This is a genomic window from Aeromonas dhakensis (assembly GCF_000820305.1).
Classification (GTDB): domain Bacteria; phylum Pseudomonadota; class Gammaproteobacteria; order Enterobacterales; family Aeromonadaceae; genus Aeromonas; species Aeromonas dhakensis.
Genome location: NZ_CDBH01000044.1, coordinates 223,448 through 246,918, shown reverse-complemented (window position 1 = coordinate 246,918; position 23,471 = coordinate 223,448). Strand labels below are relative to the sequence as shown.

Here is a 23,471-nt window from a genome sequence, read left to right as displayed (position 1 = left end):
AAGGATTCATGATCCCGAGACTCGATTACCAGGACAGTTTGTCACCTACAACCCTGCAGTTTCTTGAGTTGCTGGCGCGATCAGCATTTCGTGGTGATATCGAAAAGTCTTATGCAAGCCGGTTGGCGATGGCGACGGATAACAGCGTCTATCAGGTCGTACCTCAGGCGGTTCTCTATCCGCGCAGCGCGGACGATATTGCGGTGATGCTCAAGCTGGCCCAGGGGCCCGAGTACGCAGCCTTGAGTTTCTTCCCTCGCGGCGGCGGTACCGGCACCAATGGTCAATCCTTGGGCGGCGGCATTATCGTCGATCTCTCGCGCCATATGAACCAGATCATGGAAATTAATCTGGAAGAGGGTTGGGTGCGAGCCCAGGCCGGGGTGGTGAAGGACCAGCTCAACGCCTATTTGAAGCCTCATGGCTACTTCTTCTCGCCGGATCTCTCCACCTCCAACCGCGCCACCCTGGGGGGCATGGTCAACACCGACGCCTCCGGGCAGGGGTCGCTGGTGTACGGCAAGACCTCGGATCACGTGCTGGGTCTCAAGGCCGTGTTGGAAAACGGCGAGCTCATGGCCACCGAGCCGGTGACCGGTGAGCGACTGGCTGACAAGCTGGCGCTGGAGAGTCGTGAAGGGGAGATCTATCGCACCCTCTATCGCATAGGCCGCGAGCGGCGCGCCGACATCGAGGCTACCTTCCCCAAACTCAACCGCTTTCTGACCGGATACGATCTCAAGCACCTTTATATCCCGGAGAGCGACACCCTGGACGTGAGCCGGGTGCTGTGCGGCTCGGAAGGCTCCTTGGGCTTTATCACCGAAGCCAGGCTCAACATCACCCCCATCCCGCGCTACCGCACGCTCGTCAACGTCAAGTACGACAGCTTCCCCTCGGCCCTGCGCAACGCCCCCTTTATGGTGGAGGCCCACGCCCTGTCGGTGGAGACGGTGGACTCCCGGGTGCTGGGGCTGGCCCGCGCCGACATCATCTGGCACTCGGTGAAGGATCTCATCCAGGACGTACCCGGCAAGGATCTGCAGGGGCTCAACATCGTCGAGTTTGCCGACACCGACGAGGATGCGCACAAGGCCAAGGTGGCCGAGCTGTGCCGGCGCATCGACGGCCTGCTGGCGCGTGGTGAAGCCGGGGTCATCGGCTATCAGGTGTGCGACCACCTGCCGAGCATCGAGACCATCTACGGCATGCGCAAGAAGTCGGTAGGGCTGCTCGGCAACGCCGAGGGGCGCAAGAAGCCGGTGGCCTTCACCGAAGACACTGCCGTGCCGCCGGAATCCTTGGCCGATTTCATCATGGAGTTTCGTGCCCTGCTGGACGCCCATGGCCTCGACTACGGCATGTTCGGCCACGTCGATGCCGGGGTGCTGCACGTGCGCCCGGCGCTGGATCTGTGCGACCCCGAGCAGGAGGTGTTGCTGCGGCGCATCTCCGATCAGGTGGTGGCGCTCACCGCCAAATATGGCGGCCTGATGTGGGGGGAGCACGGCAAGGGCTTTCGCTCCGAATACAGCCCCGCCTTCTTCGGCGAGCTGTGGGAGGAGCTGCAACGGGTCAAGGGGGCGTTCGACCCGGCCAATCGCATCAACCCGGGCAAGATCTGCATGCCTTACGGCAGCGGTGCCGAGCTTGTCTCGGTGGATGGACCCAAGCGCGGCAAGTTTGACCGTCAGATCCCGCTGGCGGTGCGCACCAGCTATACTCGGGCGCTCGATTGCAACGGCAACGGTCTCTGTTTCACCTTCGAGACCGACTCCCCCATGTGCCCCTCGGTCAAGATCAGCCGCGATCGCCGCCACTCCCCCAAGGGGCGGGCCGGCCTGATGCGCGAATGGCTGCGCCAGCTGGCGGAGCAGGGTTTCGACCCTCTTGCCGAAGAGGTGGCGCTGCAAAGCGGCGGTCTGCGCTTCAAGCAGATTGTCGACAAGTTCCGCAATACGGTGGCCCGCGCCCGGGGCCAGTATGACTTCTCCCACGAGGTGATGGAGGCGATGGAGGGGTGCCTGGCGTGCAAGGCGTGCACCAGCCAGTGCCCCATCAAGGTGGATGTGCCCACCTTCCGAGCCCGCTTCATGCAGCTCTACCACAGCCGTTATCTGCGCGGCCCCAAGGATTACTTCGTCGGCACGGTGGAGAGCTACGCCCCCCTGCTGGCCAAGGCGCCGAAACTGGTCAACTTCTTCCTCGAGAAAGAGTGGGCCCAGAAGGCGACCGAGAAGAGCATCGGCATGGTGGACGTGCCGCTCTTGAGCGTACCGACCCTGGCCGAGGAGCTGCGCGACCATCGCGCCCGCTATTTCGATCTGCCGGGCCTGGAGGCCATGAGCCCAGAGCAGCGTCAAAAAGTGGTGCTCATCGTGCAGGATCCCTTCACCAGCTACTACGACGCCCCCGTGGTGCGTGACCTGGTGAAACTGGCCAGCAAGCTCGGCCTGCAGCCCTATCTGCTGCCGTTCAAGCCCAACGGCAAGCCCCAGCACGTGAAGGGTTTCCTGCGCGCCTTTGCCCGTACCGCGGCCAGCAGCGCCCAGTTCCTCAACAAGGTGGCGGCGCTTGGCATCCCCATGGTGGGGGTCGATCCCTCCCTGGTGCTCTGCTATCGGGATGAATACGTGAAGGCGCTCGGCCCCGCTCGCGGCGACTTCCAGGTGATGTTACCCCAGGAGTGGTTGCTCTCCCTGCCGGCCGAGGCGCTGCCGGTGCGGGAAGAGGCCGGCAGCGAACCTTGGTATCTGTTCGCTCACTGCACCGAGAAGACCGCCAAGCCCACCACCCACGGTGACTGGAGCACCCTGTTCCGCCGCTTCGGTGCCACCCTGCAACCGGTCTCGGTGGGCTGCTGCGGCATGGCCGGTACCTATGGCCACGACGCCAAACAGGTGGAGAACTCCAAAGGCATCTATGGTCTGAGCTGGGCCGAGCCCCTCGCGCGCCTGCCCAAGGAGCGCTGCCTGGCCACCGGTTATTCGTGCCGCAGCCAGGTCAAGCGGATGGAAGGGGAGAAGCTCAAGCACCCGTTGCAGGCCCTGCTGGAACTGCTCTGATGCTGACCCTGCCCAAGCGGTTTCGGGTGCCGCAAGCCTATCGGCACCCGCACTTCCTGCTGCTGCCGGTCAGCCCGGCCCAGGCGGTGGTGGAGTTCGTCGCCATGCTGCGCGAGCGCGAGCAGCTCCATCAGCTGTTTCGCCCGGATGATGTGTGGCCTTCCGCCAATTTCAGCTTGAGCCAGCACGAGGCCGATCTGGAGTGGCAGCGCTCCGAATTCCTGGCCAAGCGCTCCTTTGCCTATGGCCTCTGGAGCCCGGCGCGGGAACCCGAGTTCTGGGGCGGGGTTTACCTCTACCCCTCGGTGCTGCCGGAGGTGGCGGTGGAGCTCTTCTTCTGGAAGGTGGCCGAGGCGCCGCTCACCGATGTCGAACTGGAGGCCGAACTGCGCGCCTGGCTTGGCAAGGTGTGGCAATGGCCCGCGCCGAGCCTGCCTGGGCGGGACGTCCCCTGGGCCGAATGGCCCGGGGTGACCTACCCCTGGTGACAGAGTCTGGCCAGCCGGCCAGCCCTGAAGATGCCCCCTCAAGCGGGGCATCTTTTTTTTTATGCCTTTTTCGCCGACACTGCTGGTTTGCCGCTACGGCGCAGCGATAACCCATTGATCACAGAAGGAGTCAGCTTGTCATGAGTCAAGAGAACGCCCCTATCTGGCGCAAGCCCATGAGCCTTGAGGGGCTCAACGCCAGCTCCCGCAACACCCTGATGGCCCACCTCGACATCGTCTACACCGCCTTTGGTCCTGACTGGCTGGAGGCCACCATGCCGGTGGATCACCGCACCCATCAGCCGCTCGGCATGCTGCACGGCGGCGCCTCCGTGGTGCTGGCGGAGACGCTGGGTTCCTTGGCGGCCAACATGGCGGTCGGGGCGGACAGTTACTGCGTGGGGCTGGAGGTCAATGCCAACCACTTGAGGGCCAAGCGGGAAGGGGTGGTGACGGGGCGCTGCGTGCCGTTGCATCTGGGGGCGACCACTCAGGTGTGGCAGATAGAAATTCGCGATGAACGTGGTCGTTTATTGTGCACCAGCCGGTTGACCATGGCGGTGCTCAAGCACAAGCGGGACAAGGACTCTGGCGAAGCGTGATCCGCAATCACGCACCATGAGTGAAAAATAAGCAAGCCATAGTCGTCAGATCCCTCTATAATTGCCAACGTCTTGAGAGGCCTATCACATTTTTCAAGACAGCAGAACAAAGTGGCGCTATAATCGCCGCCTTTTTGCTATTCCGCGGTGTTAGCCGCCTGCCTTAATCTGGAAGAATCTATGTCTGATACCGAACAACTGCCCCTTTTTAGTGAGCTTGGACTGGCCGCGCCTGTACTGAAAGCGCTGCAGGACGTGGGCTATGAGCGCCCGTCCCCCATCCAGGCCGCAGCAATTCCCCACCTGATGGCGGGCCACGATCTGCTGGGGCAGGCGCAAACCGGTACAGGGAAGACCGCTGCTTTTGCCTTGCCTCTGTTGTCTCGTCTGGAAGCTGGTAACCGCAACACCCAGATCCTGGTGCTGGCGCCTACCCGCGAACTGGCCCTGCAGGTGGCTGAAGCGTGCCAACGCTATGCCCACCACATGCCTGATTTCCACGTGCTGCCCATCTACGGCGGCGCCTCCTACGAAACCCAGACCCGCGCCCTGCGTCGCGGTGCTCAGGTTGTCGTGGGTACTCCGGGCCGAGTGATGGACCTGATCCGTCGCAAGAACCTGGACCTCTCCGGTCTGAAAGCCCTGGTGCTGGACGAAGCGGACGAAATGCTGCGCATGGGCTTCATCGACGACGTGGACTGGATCATGGATCAGTGCCCGGCCGGTCGTCAGGTTGCCCTGTTCTCTGCCACCATGCCGGAGCAGATCCGTCGCGTGGCCCAGAAGCACCTGAAGCAGCCCAAAGAGATCAAGATCGCCTCCAAGACTGCTACCGCCACCACTATTCGCCAGCGCTACTGGCAGGTGACCGGTCTGCACAAACTGGACGCCATGACCCGTCTGCTGGAAGTGGAACCCTACGAAGCCCTGCTGGTGTTCGTGCGTACCAAGAACGCCGCCGAAGAGCTGGCCGGCAAGCTGGCTGCTCGTGGTCACGCCTGTGAAGCGCTGCACGGCGACATCCCGCAGAAGCTGCGTGAGCGTACCGTCGACAAGCTGCGTCAGGGCCAGCTGGACATCCTGATTGCCACCGACGTGGTTGCTCGTGGTCTGGACGTTGAGCGCATCACCCACGTAGTGAACTACGACATTCCGTACGACACCGAATCCTACGTTCACCGTATCGGCCGTACCGGCCGTGCCGGTCGCAAGGGCGAGGCCATCCTGTTCGTGGCACCGCGCGAGCGCCGCATGCTGCGCGCCATCGAGCACGCTACCCGTCAGGCCATCGAGCCGATGAAGATGCCGAGCACCGAGGACATCAACCAGCACCGTCTGGCCAAGTTCAAGGAGCGCATCCGCGAAACCATGATGGGTGAAGAGCTCGAGATCTACGTGAACCTGGTGAACGAGCTGATCGAAGAAGATTCAGCCGATCCGCTGGAGCTGGCTGCCGCTCTGGCCAAGCTGGTACAGGGTGATCAGCCGCTGCTGCTGGATGACTCCATCCCGGATCCGCTGTTCAGCAACAACAACGATCGCGGTGGTTTCGAGCGTCGTGAGTTCAACGACCGCGGTGGTCGTGACTTCGGTGACCGTGGCGATCGTCCGGCCCGTCGCATGCCGTCTCTGGAGCCGCGTCCGCTCAAAGACAACCCGGACGTGGAGATGGAGCGTTACCGCGTAGACGTGGGTGCCCATCACGGCGTCAAGCCGGGCCAGATCGTGGGCGCCATCGCCAACGAAGCGAACATCGAGAGCCGTTTCATCGGCAACATCGACATCGCTGACGACTTCTCCACCGTGGATCTGCCCAAGGGCATCAGCCCTGACGTGCTGGAAGTGATCAAGAAGGCCCGTGTCTGCCAGCGTCCGCTGCAGATCAGCCGCTACACCGAGGTGCCGGCCGGTGGCAACACCAGCAGCCGTCCGCCGCGCGGTGATCGTCCGTTCCGTGGCGACCGTCCTTTCAACAAGGATCGCCGTCCGCAGGGTGACCGTCCCTTCAACAAGGATCGTCGTGAAGGCGGTTTCGACAAGGGTCGCAAGTTCGGTGGCAAGCGCCGCGACAGCTAAGCCCTGATGGTTATCTAAAAAGGCCGCTCATCGAGCGGCCTTTTTGTTGCCTGAGGTTTACCAATGCTGTGCTGGTGGGGCTCACCCATTGAGTGCCGTTGATATCGCCGACAGGCTGCCCGGCATCGGCATCGGCATCGGCATCGGCATCGGCTGCAAGGTGCAGGATGGTAACTAAGGTTGCCAGCCCAGGAGCCGCCTTGTGCCGTTGCGAGCAGAACCTGCGCGAAGGGGAGAGCGAACAGAACAAGAGAGGGCCGACAGCGCAGCCAGGAAGGAAAAGTACCTCGCCTGTCCGCTCGTATATTCCGGCGTATACAGGCACGAGGCAACAAAAGGCGACCCGTAGGTCGCCTTTTTGTTGTCTTGTCTCTTGCTGCCCGGCTTAGAGCACCATGGCGGCAATCCAGCCGAAGAGGATGAGCGGGATGTTGTAGTGGATGAAGGTCGGCACCACGCTGTCCCAGATATGGTCGTGCTGGCCGTCGGCGTTGAGGCCCGAGGTGGGGCCCAGGGTCGAATCCGAGGCGGGCGAGCCCGCGTCCCCCAGCGCGCCGGCTGCCCCCACCAGGGCGATGGTGGCCATGGGCGAGAAGCCGAGCTGGATGCACAGCGGCACATAGATGGTGGCGATGATGGGCACGGTGGAGAAGGAGGAGCCGATCCCCATGGTGATGAGCAGGCCCACCAGCAGCATCAGGAGGGCGGCCAGCCCCTTGTGGCCGGTCATCATGCCGGCTACGGACTGCACCAGGCTGTCGACCCCGTGGGTCTCCTTCATCACGGCGGCAAAGCCGGCGGCGGAGATCATGATGAAACCGATGAGGGACATCATGCGCACGCCCTGGGTGAAAGCATCCTGACTCTCGCGAAACTTGATGACACCGCCACAGGTGAAGATGACGAAACCCGCCAGGGCCCCCAGCACTATGCTGTTGGTCATCAGTTGCAGCCCCAGCGCCACGGCGATGGCCAGCAGGGCCACCCAGATGTGACTGAGGTTGAGCTCGACCGTTTCCGGCTCGGCGGCCAGGATCTTCTCCAGATCGTACTGGCGCGGTTTGCGGTAGCTGAAGAAGACGGCGATGAGCAGGCCGCAGAACATGCCCAGCACCGGGATGGCCATCGCCATCGGCAGTTGGCTGAGCTCGACCGGCACGCCGTTGTCGATCAGGTTCTTGGCCAGGATGTTGTTGAGGAAGATGCCGCCAAAGCCTACCGGCAGCAGCATGTAGGTCGCGGTCAGGCCGAAGGTGATGACGCAGGCCACCTGACGACGGTCGATCTGCATCTGGGCCATGACGTGCAGCAGCGGCGGGATCAGGATGGGAATGAAGGCGATATGGACCGGGATCAGGTTCTGGGAAGAGACGGAGACCGCGAGCACGGAGGCGAGCAGCAGGCTCTTGACCCAGAGAATGCGGGTGCTGCTGGCATCCTTGCCGAGCTGGCTGATCACCTTGCGGGCCAGCAGATCGGTGATGCCGGAGCGGGAGATGGCGACGGCGAAGGCACCCAGCATGGCGTAGGAGAGGGCGATCTCGGCGCCGCCACCCAGGCCACCGGTAAAGGTGGAGAGCGTCTGCTCAAGGGTGAGCCCCCCGATCAGGCCGCCCGCGATGGCGCCGATGGCGAGGGAGACCACCACATTGATCCGCAGCAGGCTGAGCACCAGCATCAGCGCCACTGCGATAACAACAGGATTCATTTGATTTCCTTATGGTTTGTGTTGCTGTCTGTCGTGTGAAAGGCAGTTAGTTTGCGAAAAATGTGACAAATGTCGAGTAAAAAATCAGGCTGATGGCCTATCTGCAGCATTCACGGCGCTCTGCTGCCGACAACGGGGTCGGAGGCGTGAAAAAAGGCGCTGGATGGCACTTTATTATCTATTCTGGTCAAACCAGATCAGGAATAAACCAGCAGAGGCAAACCGTGCAAAGAAAAGCGGCTGCCGTGGCAGCCTGCTTGAGAGCGGGGTTTATTCGCCCGCATCGTCACTCTCGTTGTCCGGGTGAGCGGGTGGCCAGCCACCCAGGCTCTTCCAGCGGTTGACGATGTGGCAGAACAGCTCTGTGGTGCGTTCGGTGTCATAGAGGGCGGAGTGTGCCTCTTTGTTGTCGAACGGGATGCGGGCACTCTGGCACGCCTTGGCCAGCACAGTCTGACCCAGGGCCAGGCCGGAGAGTGCCGCAGTATCGAACGTGGCAAACGGATGGAACGGATTGCGCTTGAGGCCGGCCCGCTCGGCGGCGGCCATCACGAAGCCGTGATCGAAGGTAGCGTTGTGGGCCACTATGATGGCGCGGCCGCAATCCTGCTCCTTCATCCCCTTGCGAATGCCCTTGAAGATCTCGGTCAGCGCCTCTTTCTCGCTGACGGCGCCACGCAGGGGATTGAAGGGGTCGATGCCGGTGAAGTCGAGCGCCGCCTTTTCCAGGTTGGCGCCCTCGAACGGTTCGACATGAAAATGGAAGATCTGATCGGGCACGAGCCAGCCCTGCTCGTCCATCTTGAGGGTATGGGCAGCGATCTCCAGCAAAGCGTCGGTTCTGGCATTGAACCCAGCGGTTTCAACATCGATGACGACGGGGTAAAAGCCACGAAAACGGCCCTTGAGGGTGTGAACTGCGTCGGTCATGGTATCTCGGTCGGCGTGAAATGAGGCGGCATTATGGCAAAAAAGCGGGCTCTTGTCCCATCTCCGCCGCCCCGCAGGCGCTAGCCGATTCTATTATCGACACGCGAGCTTATAATTGACCACTCAATCAATGGAATGGAGAGCGAGGATGAAGAAGCTGGGATTGGCGCACAAGATGTTGCTGGTTGTCTGCCTGCCACTGCTGGCCCTGCTGTTTTTCTCCGGCCGGTACGTGTACGAGCGCTATCGGGTCGAACAGGAGATGAGCCAGGCCCAGGCCGCACTGGATGTGGTTCGGGAAGCGGCGCAACTGGCCCACGAGCTGCAAAAAGAGCGCGGCATGTCGGCCGGCTTCCTCGGCTCCGGCGGCAACAAGTTCCGCGATGCCCTGCCGGCCCAGCGCAAGGTGGTGGATGGCCTGTTGCAGCGTTTTGCACAAGATCCGGCCCTGTTGGCGCTCAGCGAGGTGCAGCAGGAGCTGGCCGGGCTGACGGCCATGCGCGAGCGGGTCAGTGCGCTGGGGGTGGAGGTGGCGGAGCAGGTCGGCGTCTACAGCCGGATCATCTCCCGCCTGCTGGCGGTGGTGGATCAGATCAGCATCCACAGCCGGGATGCCACCATAGCGCTGCAGACCAACGCCTATGCCGCCTTCTTGCAGAGCAAGGAGCGGATGGGGCTGGAGCGGGCGACTTTAAGCAACGTGTTCGGCCGAGACAGCTTCACGCCAGCGCTGCTGCAGCAGTTCATCTCGCTGCTGGCGGCCCAGAATACCTATCTTGAGCGCTTCCAGGCGGTGGCGAGCCCCACCCAGCGCCAGCTGCTGGCCGACAGCCTGGCCTCGCCCGTGGTAGCCAAGGTGGCCGCCATGGAGAAACTGGCGCTCGACAAGGCGGCCAGCGGTGGTTTCGGGGTGGATGCCGAAGCCTGGTTTGCCTTGAGTACCGACAAGATAGGCCTGCTCAAACAGAGTGAGGATCGCCTCTATCAACAGCTGTCCGAGCGGGTCGACCAGATGCGGGCCCAGAGTGCCAGCGACTTCTGGTGGGCTGCCATCGGGGTCTTGCTGTGCGTGGCACTGACCACCTTCGTCTGCTGGCGGGTGGTGCGGGATCTGCACCTGGGCTTCACGGCGCTGCATCAGACCTTCAAGCGGCTGGTGAAGGAGAACGACCTGACGGTGCGGGTCAACTGGCAATCCGGTGATGAGCTGGGGGCGCTGGCGCGGGATCTGAACCACTTTCTCGAACACCTGGAAGGCTTGCTGCTGGCGGTGCGCCGCTCCTGCGAGGTGTTGACCCGCAGCGCCGCTGCCTCGGCCAACGTCATCACCGAGGTGAACGCCGGGGTGGCCAGGGGCTTTGGTCAGGTGGACCTGGTGGCGACCGCTGCCACCGAGATGGCCTCGACGGTGGCGGAGATCGCGCGCAACGCGACCCAGACCTCGTTGGCGACCCAGCAGGCCATCGGCCGGGCCCGGCAGGGGGACAAGGAGGTGGATCAGACCATAGACGCCATCCAGCTGGTGGCGGGTACCCTGAGCGATACCCAGCAACTGGTGGACAGCCTGCATCAGGATACCGAGTCGGTGGGGGAGGCCCTCAACCTCATCAAGCAGATCTCGGATCGCACCAACCTGCTGGCCCTCAACGCGGCCATCGAGGCGGCCCGTGCCGGCGAATCCGGTCGCGGCTTTGCGGTGGTGGCGGAAGAGGTGCGGGCGCTGGCATCGCGCACCCAGCAGGCCGCCGACGACATCGAGCGGATGCTGGCGCGTCTGCGCCAGGGGGCCAATCAGGCGGTGACTGCCATGCACCTGGGGACCGAGCAGGCGGGGCTGAGCGTGACCGAAGCCAAGCGGGCGGGCAGCGAGCTGACCGACATCGTCAACGAGGTGCGCAAGGTGAGCGACATGACGGCCCAGGTGGCCACCGCCACCGAGGAGCAGCGCTACGTCACCGACGATATCCAGCACAACGTGATGACCATCCGCGAGGTGTACGAGGCGCATCGCCAGCACTCGGAGACCCTGCAGCAGAACAGCGTTGAGCTGGATCAGCTGGCACGAGAGCTGGCAGGCCGCATCGCCAGCTTCAAGCTGATGGGCGGATCTTCACCCCATTGAGCGCTTTGACCTAAAGCTTGTCCTGCCCCTGCCGATACCTAACCAGAGATCGTGTGGAGGGCAGGCAGTTGAACGCTTGGGTATTGGGGTTGGTCAGCATATCAGTGAGTATGCAGTTGCAGGCGGGGGTCACCGAATTCGGTGCCGGCCTGGATCAATCCGTCTGGCGGTTGACCTCCGACACCCAGGTGGAGTGCCGGCTCGAGCATCCCATCCCCAGCTGGGGCACGGGGGCCTTCGTCAGCCGCGCTGGTCGCAAGATCAATCTGGATTTCGAGCTCAAGGGGCTGCGCCAGCAGGCCCAGACCCAGACGGTGAGTCTTGGCATCATGCCGCCCATCTGGCGCCCTGGTCTGGCCGGTCGGGAGATAAGCCAGCTGCGTTTTTACCAGCAGTTTGATGGCCTGGTGGAGGGGCAGACCGCCTGGACCATGCTGGACGAGCTGGAGGGGGGGCGCATGCCGACCTTCCAGTATCGCGACTGGTACCGCCAGAACCGGCCGGTGCGGGTCTCCCTCTCCTCGGTCAACTTCCGGGTCAAGTACCAGGCCTTCATGGACTGCGTGAACGGCCTGCTGCCCTACAGTTTCAACGACATCGCCTTCAGCGTGCTCACCTATGACAAGAACAGCGATCAGCTGTCGCTGGCCTCCAAGCGGCGGCTGGCGATGATCGGCGAGTACGTGAAGGTGGACAAGAGCATCGACGTGGTGGTGATCGACGCCTACAGCGACAGCTACGGCGGCCGCTGGCCGAACCAGAAGCTCTCGGAGAAGCGGGCCGATGCCATCAAGAAGGTGTTTGTGGATCTGGGCATCGATCCCGGCAAGATCTCGGTGGAAGGGCACGGCGAGAAGCAGCACGTCGCCTCCAACGAGACCGAGGGTGGCCGTGCCAAGAACCGGCGGGTGGTGATCAACATGGGCCGCAACGGCGCCATCTGAGCGATATCTTCGCCATAAAAAAGAGCGCCTCGGCGCTCTTTTTGGTTCTTTCGGGGACAAGCCTGGATCAGAAGCTCTCACCAAGGCCGCTGCCGGCATCTTTCTTGGCGATCAGTTCAATCTTGTAACCGTCCGGATCCTCGACGAAGGCGATGACGGTGGTACCGCCCTTGACCGGACCCGGTTCGCGGGTGATCTTGGCACCAGCGGCGCGCAGCGCCTCGCAGGTGGCATAGATGTCGTCCGCTTCCAGCGCGATGTGGCCGTAGGCCGAGCCCAGCTCGTACTCGCTCACGCCCCAGTTGTAGGTGAGCTCGATGACGGCCTCATCCTTCTCGTCGCCGTAGCCGACGAAAGCTAGGGTGTACTTGTATTCGCTGTTCTCGCTCTTGCGCAGCAGTTTCATGCCCAGCACACGGGTGTAGAAGTCGATGGAACGTTGCAGATCGCCGACGCGCAACATGGTATGCAGAATTCTCATTGCTCAATTCTCCGGGTTGGTGATTGGTACTGCCTTGAATCCATGGCCCTCGGCCTGGGTCCGCAGACGCCTGTGAGCCAGGCCTCGCCCTGCGGATCAGCTCTCGGGGTAGACTTTTTCTTTGTACTCACACAAATCTTCGATGATGCAGGAGCCACAGCGCGGCTTGCGGGCCAGACAGGTGTAGCGCCCGTGCAGGATCAGCCAGTGGTGCACATCCAGCTTGAACTCGGCCGGGACCACCTTGAGCAGCTTCTCCTCCACCTGATCGACGTTCTTGCCCACCGCAAAACCGGTGCGGTTGGAGACCCGGAAGATATGGGTATCGACGGCGATGGTGGGCCAGCCAAAGGCGGTGTTGAGCACCACGTTGGCAGTCTTGCGGCCGACCCCGGGCAGGGCCTCGAGGGCCTCGCGATTCTCCGGCACCTCGCCGCCGTGGCGCTCCAGCAGGATGGCGCAGGTCTTGATGACGTTCTCGGCCTTGGTGTTGAACAGGCCAATGGTCTTGATGTACTCCTTGAGCCCGTCCACCCCCAGATCCAGCATGGCCTGCGGGGTGTTGGCCACCGGATAGAGCTTGTCGGTGGCCTTGTTGACGCTCACGTCGGTGGCCTGGGCCGACAGCAGCACGGCGATCAGCAGCTCGAACGGCGTGGTGAAGTTGAGCTCTGTGGTGGGGTGGGGATTGTCGTCCCGCAGTCGCTCCAGGATCAGTCTGCGTTTCTGGTTGTTCATGGCTCCCTCTTGGCTCAGAGCTGGGTCGCGCGGGCACCCGCGGCCGGCACGCTGCAATGGGCCTTCTCGGCGCTTTGCTTGCGGCCCATCCAGTCGTTGATGGCGTTCTTGCCGGCGATCATCAGGCCGAGGCCGATGAAGCCGCCAGGGGGCAGGATCGCCAGCAGCAGGCTGGCGTCGGCATGGAACAGCTCGATGCGCAGGGACTTGGCCCACTCACCCAGCAGCAGGTCGGCACCGTCAAACAGGGTGCCCATGCCGATGATCTCGCGAAGCCCCCCCAGCACCAGCAGCACCAGGGTAAAGCCCAGTCCCATCATGAAGCCGTCGATGGCCGCCAGCAGCGGCGGGTTCTTGGAGGCATAGGCCTCGGCCCGGCCTATGATGACGCAGTTGGTGACGATGAGGGCGATGAAGATGCCGAGCGCCTGATAGAGGCCGTAGGTGTAGGCGTTCATCAACAGCTGCACGCTGGTCACCAGGGCCGCGATGATCATCACGTAGACCGGGATGCGGATATCCTTGGGCACCCAGTTGCGCACCAGGGAGATGGCGAGGTTGGAGCTGACCAGCACCGCCATGGTGGCAAGGCCGAGCCCCAGCGCATTGGTGAAGGTGGAGGAGACCGCCAGGGTGGGGCAGAGCCCCAGCACCTGCACCAGGGAGGGGTTGTTCTTCCACAGCCCCTGCAGCATCAGCTCCTTGAGCTCTTCACGGCGGCCATTGCTCTCGCTGATCGGGCTCTGCCCGTCAATCACATCAACTTGTTCCATAGCTTGTGCTCCGGCGTTAGGGGGTGGCGTCACAGGCGGGGGCGTCCCGCAGCAGCTCGGGGTGCTCCTGTTGCAGCAACAGCAGGTTCTTCACCGCCTTGACCACGGCCCTGGGGGTGATGGTGGCGCCGGTGAAGGCGTCGAACTCGCCGCCATCCTTCTTCACGGCCCAGCTGGATTCGTTGTTGCGGTTGAGGAACTTGCCGACGAAGCTGTTGATCCAGCCAGATTTTTTCAACTCTATCTTGTCGCCAAGACCGGGCGTCTCGTTGTGGGTCAACACCCGCACCGCGCTGACGGTGCCCTTAGCGTCGGTGCCGACGATCAGGCGAATGGCCCCACTGTAGCCGTCGGGGGCCACGGTTTCCAGCGCATAGCCGGTGGTGGTGCCCTGCAGGGTCGCGGTGTAGAGGGGCATCGGCTGATCGCTGCCCAGGTAGCGTTTGCTCTGCACCAGCTTGCAGCTGGCCACCAGATCGTTGTCATAGCTCCCCTCCGGCAGCAGGGCGGAGAGGGTGCGCAGCTTCTCCAGCTGCTGTTGATGGGCGATCCGGCCCTGGGTCAATTCGTTGGTCAGCACCACCAGGGCGGTACAGGCCAGGGCGAACATGGCCAGGGTGACGCCGTTTTTGCGCATGCTCTTTAACATTGCATCGTTCCTGAGAGTGAGGTGTGCGCGAGGGTCATTTTCGACGGGCTCCGTAGACTTTCGGGCGTGTCAGGCTGTCGATCAGCGGCACGCACAGGTTGGCCAGCAGCACGGCGAAGGCGAAGGCATCCGGGTAGCCGCCAAAACGGCGGATGAGGTAGACCAGCACCCCGATGAGCACGCCATAGACCAGGCGGCCGCGCGGTGTGGTGCTGGCACTCACCGGATCCGTGGCGATGAAGAAGGCCCCCAGCATGGTGGCGCCGCTGAACAGGTGGAACATGGGGGTGGCGGTGGCATCCGGCGTCACCAGATAACCCAGGGTGGCAGCCAGCAGCAGGGCGCCGAGGATGGCCCCCGGGATGCGCCAGTTGATCACCTTCTGTTGCAGCAGGAACAGACCGCCCAGCAGGTAGCCGAGGTTGACCCAGCTCCAGCCGATGCCGCCCCAGCCCTCGAACACCTTGTGGGTCATCACTTCGCCGGCGGTGAGGCCCTGGGTCAGCCCGGTTTTCAGGGTATCCAGCGGTGTGGCCATGGTCAGTCCGTCCACTCCCTGCTTGAGCTGGGCCATGCTGTAGCCATCCAGGCTGAAGCCGGTGAAGATCACCGAGGCCGCATCACCAAAGCCGATGTCGTAGGCGGCGATGCTCGACGGTGGCAGCCAGCTGGTCATCTGCACCGGGAAGGAGACCAGCAGCAGCACGTAGGCCACCATGGCAGGGTTGAACAGGTTCTGGCCCAGTCCGCCGTAGAGGTGCTTGGCGATGATGATGGCAAACGCGGTGCCCAGCACCAGCATCCACCAGGGCAGCAGCGGCGGTAGGGAGAGACCGATCAGCACGGCGGTGAGCGCCGCACTGCCATCCAGCAGGGCTGGCTTGACGGGGCGTTGGCGCAGGCGCAGCACCAGGGCTTCGGAGGCCAGCGCCGTGACCAGGGCCAGCAGGATCTGGATCAGGGTGCCCCAGCCAAAGAACCAGCTCTGCGCCAGAAAACCGGGCAGACAGGCCAGCATCACCAGCAACATCAGGGTTTGGGTCTGTCTGCGGTTATGGGCAAACGGCGCACTCGCGATATTGAACATGGATCAGTGGCTCTTGTCGGTCGATGGAGAAGGGGAGGCCTGGGCTGCCGCCTCGGCCGCCAGTTTGCGGGCCTTGGCACGGGCCACGGCGGCAGCGATGGCCGCCTTCTTGGGATCTGCGTCGGCAGCATCAGGCTGCGGGGCGGTAGCAGGGGCCGCCGCAACAGCCTCTTCACCCTCGCTCACGGCTGCGTCACCTTGCGCCTGGACGGCTTTCTTGGCCTTAGCGCGGGCGATGGCGGCGGCAATGGCCGCCTTTTTGGGATCCGCCTCGGCAGCATCAGGTTGCGGGGCGGTAGCAGGGGCGGCTGCAACGGCCTCTTCACCCTCGCTCACGGCGGTGTCGCCTTGCGCCTGAGCCGCGGCCTTCTTGGCCTTGGCGCGGGCGATGGCGGCGGCGATGGCTGCCTTCTTGGGATCCGCGTCGGCAGCGTCAGGTTGCGGGGCGGTAGCAGGGGCCGCCGCGACGGCCTCTTCACCCTCGCTCACGGCGGTGTCGCCTTGCGCCTGAGCCGCGGCCTTCTTGGCCTTGGCCCGAGCGATAGCTGCGGCGATGGCTGCCTTCTTGGGATCCGCGTCGGCAGCGTCAGGTTGCGAGACGGCTGCAGGGGCTGCCGCGACGGCCTCTTCATCCTCGGTTACGACAGTGTCACCTTGCGCCTGAGCAGCGGCCTTCTTGGCTTTGGCGCGGGCGATGGCGGCAGCAATGGCCGCCTTCTTGGGATCGTCCCCCGCGCCGGTCGGCTCGGCTGTTGCCGCACGGCTGCCAGCGTTTGGTTCGGTGGCATCAGCCTCGCTGCCAGCTTGCGCTTTCTTCGCCTTGGCACGGGCAATGGCTGCCGCGATGGCGGCCTTCTTGGGATCGCTCTGGGCAGCAGCACTGGTTGACGCTGTGGCATCCGCTGGGGTGGCCTGTGCCGCCTCGGCGTCACCGCTCTGGGCTGCCTTCTTGGCCTTGGCTCGCGCCAGTGCGGCGGCGATGGCCGCTTTTTTCGGATCCGCCTCTGTGGTGGCAGTGGCATCGCCCGGCATGGCTGGTGCCGTGTCGAGCGCCTTGGCGGCGCGGCGGGCTTCCGCCTCCCGCTTGCGGGCCTCACGGGCGGCGATCACCGCGCTGTTGTCGGGCACACCTTCGGCAGTGGCGGCAACGGCCGTGACGGGAGCCTCCTGCTTGGCCTTGAGACGGGCCAGGGCCGCGGCTACCGGATCTTCTCCGCCGGCCGCCGTCATGGCCTGGCGCCGCTGGGCAGCCGCCTCGGCATGGCGGGCTTCGCGGGCGGCTTTCTCCCGCTCGAAACGGGCCTGCTTGGCCTCGAAGCGCTGCTTGGCGCGCTCGGCCTTCTCGGCCTCGGCGCGGGCCTCGCGAATGTCATCCTTGGCAATCTTGTAGTACTGCACCAGCGGGATCTCGCTCGGGCAGACCCAGGCGCAGGCGCCGCATTCGATGCAGTCGAACAGGTTGAGCCCTTCGGCCTTGTCGTACTCCTTGGCCCGGCTGTACCAGTAGAGCTCCTGCGGTAGCAGGTTGGCCGGACAAGCGTCGGCACAGGCGCTGCAGCGAATGCAGGCCTGCTCCGGACCGGGCGGCGGCAGCTCGGCCCGGGTGGGGGAGAGCAGACAGTTGGTGGCCTTGACCACGGGGACCATGGCGTGGGGCAGGGTGAAGCCCATCATGGGCCCCCCCATGATCACCCGCTGATCCGCCTCGGGCTGCAGCTCGAAGCGCTGCAGCAGCCAGCGTACCGGCGTGCCCAGCAGCACCCAGGCGTTGCCCGGCTTCTTGAAGGCGTCGCCGGTGAGGGTGACGATGCGGGAGATGAGCGGTTCGCCGTCGATGATGGCGCGCTTGATGGCAAACACGGTGGCCACGTTGAGCACCATGATGCCCATGTCCACCGCGCGGCCCCCCTTGGGTACCTGACGACCGGTGAGCAGCTCTATGGTCTGCTTGGCGCCGCCCGAGGGGTACTTGGTGGGTACCGTCTTGACCAGTACGTCTTCGTCGGTGGCGTGACGGGTCAGCTCGCCGATGGCGGCTGGCTTGTTGTCTTCCACCCCGATCAGGGTCAGCTTGGGTTTGAGCAGGTGCTTGAGCACCCGGATGCCGTCCATGATTTCGTCGGCGTACTCCTGCATCAGCCGGTCATCGGTGGTGATGTAGGGTTCGCACTCCAGCCCGTTGACGATCAGGATCTCGGTCAGCTGACCGCGGCCATCAAGCTTGCTGTGGGTCGGGAACACGGCGCCGCCGAGGCCAGCGATACCGGCCTGCTGAATGCGCTCGAGCAGCTCGCCCCGCTCCAGATTCCAGTAGTCGGCTTGGCCCTTGCGCTCGCCCCAGGCATCTTCGCCATCCGGGGTGAGGGTGATGCAGAGATCGTCGAGACCGGAGGGGTGGGCCACCGTATGGTGGCCGATGGCGGTGATGGTGCCGGAGGTGGAGGCGTGCACCGGTACGATCCGCCCCTTGTCATGACGGGTGAGTGGCTGACCCTTCTTGACCCGGTCGCCGACCCGCACCAGCAGATCGCCGGCCGGGCCCGCGTGCTGGCGTACCGGAATGATGAGCTGGGGCGGCAGGCCCGCGTCCACCACCGGGGTGAGGCTGGACTGCTCCTTGTTCTCGGGAGGATGAATGCCGCCGTGAAAATCCCACAGGGTGCCGGCTTTGATGCGTTCGAGTAAGGACTGCATGGTTACTCCACTATCTTGACCGGAATGGTGACGTTGTTGAGATCCCACTTCCAGTTGTCGACCGTGGTGGGCACCGGGATCATCTCGATACAGTCGGTCGGGCAGGGATCGACGCAGAGATCGCAGCCGGTGCACTCGTCCTTGATCACGGTGTGCATCGCCTTGGTGGCACCGACGATGGCATCGACCGGGCAGGCCTGGATGCACTTGGTGCAGCCGATGCACTGATCTTCATGGATGAAGGCGACTTTCTTGACCGGTACGGCGGCTTCTGCGCCGCCCAGCGGCTGGGGTTCGACCCCCATCAGATCGGCAATCTTGCGCATGGTGGCATCGCCACCGGGCACGCACTTGTTGATCTGATCGCCGTTGGCCAGTGCCTCGGCGTAGGGTTTGCAGCCAGGGTAGCCGCACTGGCCGCACTGGGTTTGCGGCAGCAGGGCGTCGAGCTGATCGACGATGGGATCAGCTTCCACATGAAACTTGACGGCGGCAAAGCCCAGAATGATGCCGAAAGCCAGGGCCAGCAGAGCCAACACCAGAACGGCAAAAAGAATGTGAATCATAGCGCTATATCTTGATGAGGCCGGTAAAGCCCATAAAGGCCAGCGACATCAGGCCGGCGGTGATCATGGCGATGGAGACGCCGCGAAACGGGGTGGGAACATCGGCGGCCACCAGGCGCTCACGCATGGCGGCAAACAGGATCAGTACCAGCGAGAAGCCGGTGGCGGCACCAAAGCCGTAGATGATGCTCTGGATGAAGTTGTGGTGCTCGTTGATGCTGAGCAGCGCCACCCCCAGCACGGCACAGTTGGTGGTGATGAGCGGCAGGAAGATGCCAAGCAGACGGTAGAGGGTGGGGCTGCTCTTGCGGATAACCATCTCGGTAAACTGAACCACGACGGCGATCACAAGAATGAAGGCGAGCGTGCGCAGGTAGGCGATGTTCAGCGGGATCAGGATATAGTGTTCCATCAGATAGGAACAGGCGCTGGCCAGGGTCATCACAAAGGTGGTCGCCAACCCCATGCCGATGGCGGTTTCCAGCTTGCCGGAGACGCCCATGAAGGGGCACAGGCCAAGAAACTTCACCAGCACGAAGTTGTTGATCAGCACGGTGCCGACCAGTAAAAGCAGGTACTCAGTCATTGCAGGTTGGTTATCCGGTTTGAAGGCGGCGGTATTATCTGATTTTAGGTGCCTTTTAACAACCGCAAGGCCGCATGGTTATTATTCAAATAGCCAATTTCATGGAGGAAACGTGCGCCCTTTACCCATTTTTACCCTGACTCTGGCGATGCTGCTCTGGTCCAGCTCCTTCATCGCGCTCAAGCACGTGCTGGCGGTCTGGGGCTTCGGTCAGGTGCTCTTCATGCGCATGAGCGTGGCGGCCCTTTGCTGGCTGTGCTGCTACCGCTATCTCGGCAATTTTCGCTACCAGCCAGGGGATTGGCGCTGGCTGGCCTTGATGGGGGCACTGGAGCCCTGCCTCTATTTTCTGCTGGAGGTCAACGCCCTGCGCTACACCAGCGCCGGCCAGGCGGGCATGGTCTGCGCCCTGCTGCCGCTGGTGGTGGCCCTGGTCGCCTTTTTGCTGATCGGGGAGCGGGTGAGTCGCCGCCAGCTGCTCGGCTTTGCCGTGGCCATCTTCGGCATCGCCCTGCTCGGTTTTGGCAGCGGAGCCGATGAGTCTGCCCCCAACGCCCTGCTTGGCAACAGCCTGGAGATGGCGGCCATGTTCTGCGCCGCCACCTACTCGGTGGTGTTCAAGAAGCTCTGCAGCCGCTACAGCGTGCTGACCCTGACCGCCCTGCAGGCCTTCGTCGGCACCCTCTTTTTTGCCCCCTTCGCCTTCAGCGAGCCCTGGCCTGCAGACTGGGCCTGGCAGGACATGGTGGTCATCGTCTTTCTCGGTGCCTGCGTGACGCTCGGGGCCTACCTGCTCTACAACTGGTCGGTGACCCAGGTGAAGGTGACGCTGGCGGCAGCCTACGTCAATCTCATCCCGGTGTTTACCCTGCTGCTGGCCTACCTGCTGTTGGGGGAGACCCTCAATGCCCTGCAATGGGTGGCCTGCGGCGCCGTGCTGCTGGGCATCGCGCTGGGGCAACTGCCGGCCAGGCGCAAGGGGGCGCAGGCCGTCACCGCCGAGGGGTAACGGGCGGAGCACCCCATCGAATGCAGGCGGGTAACACAGGAGACAAAGCAAACAGGCGACGCACCGGCGTCGCCTGTCTGTTGTGGGCGAAATGGCTAGATTGAGAGCCCTTTGACCGTCTCCGAGACGGAGTTGGCGTCCTCGATGATCTCCTGAATGACGCCGGCGATGATGTCGGCCTGGGCCTGACCTGCCATCGCCTTGTCCGATACCACAGAGACGGTCTGGGTGATCCTGGAGGTGATGTCAGAGTTAAGCCGGATGACGGAGACGATCTCGCCGGTGGAGGTGGAGGTTCTGGCCGCCAGCTGGCGCACTTCATCGGCCACCACCGCAAATCCGCGCCCCTGCTCGCCGGCGCGGGCCGCCTCGATGGCGGCGTTGAGCGCCAGCAGGTTGGTCTGATCCGCGATGCTGCTGATGGTGGAGATGATGGACTCTATGCTTCTCGACTGCTGGTTGAGGTTCTCTATCTGCCGGGTGACCTCGCTGACCGAACTGTTGATGTGGGCCGAGGTTTCCAGCACCTTGTCGATCACCTCCCGTCCTTTGGCGGCGCTCGAAACGGTCTCACCGGCGATGGCGCAGGCTTTCTGGGCCGCCTCGCGCACCGAGATGGATTTCTCCACCCGCTCGCTGATGTCGCTCGCCAGCTTGATGATCTTCACCACCTTGCGCTCGTGGTTGAAGATGGGGTTGTAGGTGGCCTCCAGCCAGATCTTCTCGCCGTGGCGGCCGCGGCGCATGAAGAGCCCGGACTGGATGGCGCCGGATCCGAGATCCCGCCAGAAGTTGGGATTCTGCTGATAAAACTCCTCGTCACAGAACATGCGGTGGGGCTGACCCACCACCTCGTCCAGCCGGTAGCCAAAACAGTGCAGGAAGTTCTGGTTGGCGGTGATGACGGTGCCATCGGGCTGGAAGTCGATGACGGCCAGTGACTTGTCCAGTGCCGTCAGCAGCGCCTGGGTGCGCTCCAGGGTGGATTGTTGCTCGCTGACGTTGGAGGCGACCTTGGCCACCTTGCTCACCTTGCCATCGAGGAGGATCGGGAAGTAACTGGCTTCGAGCCAGACCGCCTTGCCCGATTTGGCCTGACGAATGAAGCGGCCGCTGCGCGACTCTCCCCGCCGCAGCTCCTGCCATAGCTGCTCGTATTCCCGGGTGTTGACATCGTCGGGGAAGCAGAGAGAGCTGTGGTGCTTGCCGATCACCTCCTCCCGGCCGTAGCCCACGATGGCGAGAAAGCGATCGTTGACGAAGGTGATGACCCCCTCCGGGGTGAATTCGATATAGGGCAGCCGTGACTGGATGGCCTGCTCAAAGGCGCCGAGTGCTGCGATCTTTGCCGCTTGTTCACTCTTGTCGTGATTTCCCGTGCGATTCCAAAACATGGCGGAGCTCCTTGTTAAGACCCTTGTGAGGCTCTTCATGACAATAACCGACCGTCTGAATACTAGTACAGGTTCTTTGGCCATCGCCTTGGCCATTGGGGGGAACTGCTTGTTTTGTCGTTATTTATTGTTCCATGCGGGGGAGCGGCAACAGGGGGGAATGGGGCAAGTCCGCCTGAGGGCGTGACGGTAGGAGGGGCGGCGGCGGTTTTTGTCCCTCCATTTGCTCATTTTCCCTGCGATTCAACACATCAGAGCACCTTATCGCGGCAAGATGAGGTATCTTATGCCCCGATTTCATCCATCAAACGGATAAGAGACAACACATGATCATCAAACCCAAGGTTCGCGGCTTTATCTGCACCACCACTCACCCGGTCGGTTGCGAAGCCAATGTTCGTCGTCAGATTGCCTATACCCAGGCCAAGGGCACCATCGAGAATGGCCCCAAGAAGGTGCTGGTGATCGGCGCCTCCACAGGTTATGGCCTGGCGTCTCGCATTGCCGCCGCCTTCGGCTCCGGCGCCGCCACCCTCGGCGTCTTCTTTGAAAAAGCGGGCAGCGAAACCAAGACCGGTACCGCCGGCTGGTACAACTCCGCCGCCTTCGACAAGGCCGCCAAAGAGGCAGGTCTGTACGCGAAAAGCGTCAACGGCGATGCCTTTTCCAACGAATGCCGCGCCAAGGTGATCGAGCTCATCAAGCAGGATCTGGGTCAGATTGACCTGGTGGTCTACTCCCTGGCCTCGCCGGTGCGCAAGATGCCGGAAACCGGTGAAGTGGTGCGCTCCGCCCTCAAACCCATCGGCGAGGTCTACACCACCACCGCCATCGACACCAACAAGGATCAGATCATCACCGCCACCGTCGAGCCGGCGAATGAGGAAGAGATCCAGAACACCATCACCGTCATGGGCGGTCAGGATTGGGAGCTGTGGATGGCTGCCCTGCGCGATGCGGGCGTGCTGGCCGACGGCGCCAAGTCCGTGGCCTACTCCTACATCGGTACCGATCTGACTTGGCCCATCTACTGGCATGGCACCCTGGGCCGCGCCAAGGAAGATCTGGACCGCGCCGCCGCCGCCATCCGTGGCGATCTGGCCGCCAAGGGCGGCACCGCCCACGTGGCCGTGCTGAAATCCGTGGTGACCCAGGCATCAAGCGCCATTCCTGTGATGCCGCTCTACATCTCCATGGCCTTCAAGATCATGAAGGAGAAGGGCATTCACGAGGGCTGCATGGAGCAGGTGGATCGCATGATGCGCACCCGTCTGTACGGCGCCGATCTGGCGCTGGACGAGCAGGCCCGCATCCGCATGGATGACTGGGAGCTGCGCGAAGACGTACAGCAGACCTGCCGCGACCTGTGGCCGTCCATCACCAGCGAAAACCTCTCCGAGCTGACCGATTACACCGGCTACAAGCAGGAGTTCCTGCGCCTGTTCGGTTTCGGGCTGGACGAGGTGGATTACGACGCGGACGTGAATCCGGACGTGCAGTTCGACGTGGTCGAACTCTGAGTCTGACCCAAGTGAAAACGGGGCCCTGCGGGGCCCTGT

19 protein-coding genes are annotated in these 23,471 nt (G+C 63.3%); 8 read left to right on the top strand and 11 right to left on the bottom strand.

Features of this window, described 5'->3' with window-relative positions; translation table 11 throughout:
* Positions 1–8: 8 nt before the first annotated feature.
* From ydiJ to BN1143_RS11355, 4 genes are all read left to right on the top strand, one after another.
* Positions 9–3,065 (top strand): D-2-hydroxyglutarate dehydrogenase YdiJ, encoded by a 3,057-nt coding sequence (gene ydiJ, locus BN1143_RS11370; protein WP_042050693.1) that lies wholly within the window; start codon positions 9–11, stop codon positions 3,063–3,065.
* On the top strand, positions 3,065–3,553 hold the full coding sequence (locus tag BN1143_RS11365) for a hypothetical protein (protein WP_042050692.1): 489 nt from the start codon (positions 3,065–3,067) through the stop codon (positions 3,551–3,553). The genes ydiJ and BN1143_RS11365 overlap by 1 nt, the downstream gene beginning before the upstream one ends.
* Positions 3,554–3,693: 140 nt before the next feature.
* Positions 3,694–4,155 (top strand): hotdog fold thioesterase, encoded by a 462-nt coding sequence (locus BN1143_RS11360; protein ID WP_042050691.1) that lies wholly within the window; start codon positions 3,694–3,696, stop codon positions 4,153–4,155.
* A 180-nt stretch (positions 4,156–4,335) separates the two neighbouring features.
* Positions 4,336–6,231, top strand: coding sequence for a DEAD/DEAH box helicase (locus BN1143_RS11355; RefSeq protein ID WP_005302298.1), 1,896 nt, complete (start codon positions 4,336–4,338; stop codon positions 6,229–6,231).
* Between the two features lie 385 nt (positions 6,232–6,616).
* Here BN1143_RS11355 and BN1143_RS11350 read toward each other — a convergent pair whose 3' ends face one another.
* Together BN1143_RS11350 and rnt are read right to left on the bottom strand one after the other, a co-directional pair.
* On the bottom strand, positions 6,617–7,939 hold the full coding sequence (locus BN1143_RS11350; protein ID WP_005302295.1) for a Na+/H+ antiporter family protein: 1,323 nt from the start codon (positions 7,937–7,939) through the stop codon (positions 6,617–6,619).
* A gap of 270 nt (positions 7,940–8,209) precedes the next feature.
* Positions 8,210–8,869: a ribonuclease T gene (rnt, locus tag BN1143_RS11345; protein WP_017764203.1), complete on the bottom strand. Its 660-nt coding sequence runs from the start codon at positions 8,867–8,869 to the stop codon at positions 8,210–8,212.
* Between the two features lie 148 nt (positions 8,870–9,017).
* Between rnt and BN1143_RS11340 the strand changes: the two genes are divergently transcribed.
* Complete coding sequence (locus BN1143_RS11340; protein WP_042050687.1) at positions 9,018–10,991, top strand: methyl-accepting chemotaxis protein; 1,974 nt, start codon at positions 9,018–9,020, stop codon at positions 10,989–10,991.
* 68 nt (positions 10,992–11,059) lie between these two features.
* Positions 11,060–11,935 carry a flagellar protein MotY gene (locus BN1143_RS11335; RefSeq protein WP_005302285.1) on the top strand — a complete coding sequence of 292 codons (876 nt, stop codon included), beginning with the start codon at positions 11,060–11,062 and terminating at the stop codon, positions 11,933–11,935.
* 67 nt (positions 11,936–12,002) lie between these two features.
* Here the strand turns inward: BN1143_RS11335 and gloA are convergent, their stop codons facing one another.
* The 8 genes from gloA to rsxA all read right to left on the bottom strand — a co-directional run bounded on the left by gloA (position 12,003) and on the right by rsxA (position 19,509).
* A complete protein-coding gene (gloA, locus tag BN1143_RS11330) occupies positions 12,003–12,416 on the bottom strand; it encodes a lactoylglutathione lyase (protein WP_017764205.1) in 414 nt (137 codons plus the stop codon).
* A 96-nt stretch (positions 12,417–12,512) separates the two neighbouring features.
* Complete coding sequence (nth, locus tag BN1143_RS11325) at positions 12,513–13,154, bottom strand: endonuclease III (protein WP_017778817.1); 642 nt, start codon at positions 13,152–13,154, stop codon at positions 12,513–12,515.
* Between the two features lie 14 nt (positions 13,155–13,168).
* Positions 13,169–13,927, bottom strand: a complete 759-nt coding sequence (locus tag BN1143_RS11320) for an electron transport complex subunit E (RefSeq protein ID WP_017764207.1) — start codon at positions 13,925–13,927, stop codon at positions 13,169–13,171.
* A 16-nt stretch (positions 13,928–13,943) separates the two neighbouring features.
* Positions 13,944–14,576 carry an electron transport complex subunit RsxG gene (rsxG, locus tag BN1143_RS11315; RefSeq protein WP_042008975.1) on the bottom strand — a complete coding sequence of 211 codons (633 nt, stop codon included), beginning with the start codon at positions 14,574–14,576 and terminating at the stop codon, positions 13,944–13,946.
* A gap of 34 nt (positions 14,577–14,610) precedes the next feature.
* Positions 14,611–15,663, bottom strand: coding sequence for an electron transport complex subunit RsxD (gene rsxD / locus BN1143_RS11310; RefSeq protein WP_005302270.1), 1,053 nt, complete (start codon positions 15,661–15,663; stop codon positions 14,611–14,613).
* A 3-nt stretch (positions 15,664–15,666) separates the two neighbouring features.
* The gene (rsxC, locus tag BN1143_RS11305) at positions 15,667–18,357 is read right to left on the bottom strand and encodes an electron transport complex subunit RsxC (protein ID WP_042050685.1); all 2,691 of its coding nucleotides are present in this window, start codon (positions 18,355–18,357) and stop codon (positions 15,667–15,669) included.
* Positions 18,358–18,359: 2 nt separating this feature from the next.
* Positions 18,360–18,923: an electron transport complex subunit RsxB gene (gene rsxB / locus BN1143_RS11300; protein ID WP_005302265.1), complete on the bottom strand. Its 564-nt coding sequence runs from the start codon at positions 18,921–18,923 to the stop codon at positions 18,360–18,362.
* A gap of 4 nt (positions 18,924–18,927) precedes the next feature.
* The gene (rsxA, locus tag BN1143_RS11295) at positions 18,928–19,509 is read right to left on the bottom strand and encodes an electron transport complex subunit RsxA (protein WP_005302262.1); all 582 of its coding nucleotides are present in this window, start codon (positions 19,507–19,509) and stop codon (positions 18,928–18,930) included.
* Between the two features lie 112 nt (positions 19,510–19,621).
* On the opposite strand from rsxA, the gene BN1143_RS11290 reads away from it, so the two are divergent.
* Positions 19,622–20,518 carry a DMT family transporter gene (locus BN1143_RS11290; RefSeq protein WP_042050683.1) on the top strand — a complete coding sequence of 299 codons (897 nt, stop codon included), beginning with the start codon at positions 19,622–19,624 and terminating at the stop codon, positions 20,516–20,518.
* A 95-nt stretch (positions 20,519–20,613) separates the two neighbouring features.
* Here the strand turns inward: BN1143_RS11290 and BN1143_RS22855 are convergent, their stop codons facing one another.
* Positions 20,614–21,912, bottom strand: coding sequence for a methyl-accepting chemotaxis protein (locus BN1143_RS22855; RefSeq protein WP_005302254.1), 1,299 nt, complete (start codon positions 21,910–21,912; stop codon positions 20,614–20,616).
* Between the two features lie 326 nt (positions 21,913–22,238).
* Here BN1143_RS22855 and fabV point away from each other — a divergent pair, with 326 nt between their 5' ends.
* A complete protein-coding gene (gene fabV, locus BN1143_RS11275; protein ID WP_005302251.1) occupies positions 22,239–23,432 on the top strand; it encodes an enoyl-ACP reductase FabV in 1,194 nt (397 codons plus the stop codon).
* Positions 23,433–23,471 lie beyond the last annotated feature (39 nt).

Bases quoted from the DNA above. Each gene is read 5' to 3' on its own strand.
- ydiJ (WP_042050693.1), top strand. From the start codon at position 9: ATGATCCCGAGACTCGATTACCAGGACAGTTTGTCACCTACAACCCTG.
- BN1143_RS11365 (WP_042050692.1), top strand. From the start codon at position 3,065: ATGCTGACCCTGCCCAAGCGGTTTCGGGTGCCGCAAGCCTATCGGCAC.
- BN1143_RS11360 (WP_042050691.1), top strand. From the start codon at position 3,694: ATGAGTCAAGAGAACGCCCCTATCTGGCGCAAGCCCATGAGCCTTGAG.
- BN1143_RS11355 (WP_005302298.1), top strand. From the start codon at position 4,336: ATGTCTGATACCGAACAACTGCCCCTTTTTAGTGAGCTTGGACTGGCC.
- BN1143_RS11350 (WP_005302295.1), bottom strand. From the start codon at position 7,939: ATGAATCCTGTTGTTATCGCAGTGGCGCTGATGCTGGTGCTCAGCCTG.
- rnt (WP_017764203.1), bottom strand. From the start codon at position 8,869: ATGACCGACGCAGTTCACACCCTCAAGGGCCGTTTTCGTGGCTTTTAC.
- BN1143_RS11340 (WP_042050687.1), top strand. From the start codon at position 9,018: ATGAAGAAGCTGGGATTGGCGCACAAGATGTTGCTGGTTGTCTGCCTG.
- gloA (WP_017764205.1), bottom strand. From the start codon at position 12,416: ATGAGAATTCTGCATACCATGTTGCGCGTCGGCGATCTGCAACGTTCC.
- nth (WP_017778817.1), bottom strand. From the start codon at position 13,154: ATGAACAACCAGAAACGCAGACTGATCCTGGAGCGACTGCGGGACGAC.
- BN1143_RS11320 (WP_017764207.1), bottom strand. From the start codon at position 13,927: ATGGAACAAGTTGATGTGATTGACGGGCAGAGCCCGATCAGCGAGAGC.
- rsxG (WP_042008975.1), bottom strand. From the start codon at position 14,576: ATGTTAAAGAGCATGCGCAAAAACGGCGTCACCCTGGCCATGTTCGCC.
- rsxD (WP_005302270.1), bottom strand. From the start codon at position 15,663: ATGTTCAATATCGCGAGTGCGCCGTTTGCCCATAACCGCAGACAGACC.
- rsxC (WP_042050685.1), bottom strand. From the start codon at position 18,357: ATGCAGTCCTTACTCGAACGCATCAAAGCCGGCACCCTGTGGGATTTT.
- rsxB (WP_005302265.1), bottom strand. From the start codon at position 18,923: ATGATTCACATTCTTTTTGCCGTTCTGGTGTTGGCTCTGCTGGCCCTG.
- rsxA (WP_005302262.1), bottom strand. From the start codon at position 19,509: ATGACTGAGTACCTGCTTTTACTGGTCGGCACCGTGCTGATCAACAAC.
- BN1143_RS22855 (WP_005302254.1), bottom strand. From the start codon at position 21,912: ATGTTTTGGAATCGCACGGGAAATCACGACAAGAGTGAACAAGCGGCA.
- fabV (WP_005302251.1), top strand. From the start codon at position 22,239: ATGATCATCAAACCCAAGGTTCGCGGCTTTATCTGCACCACCACTCAC.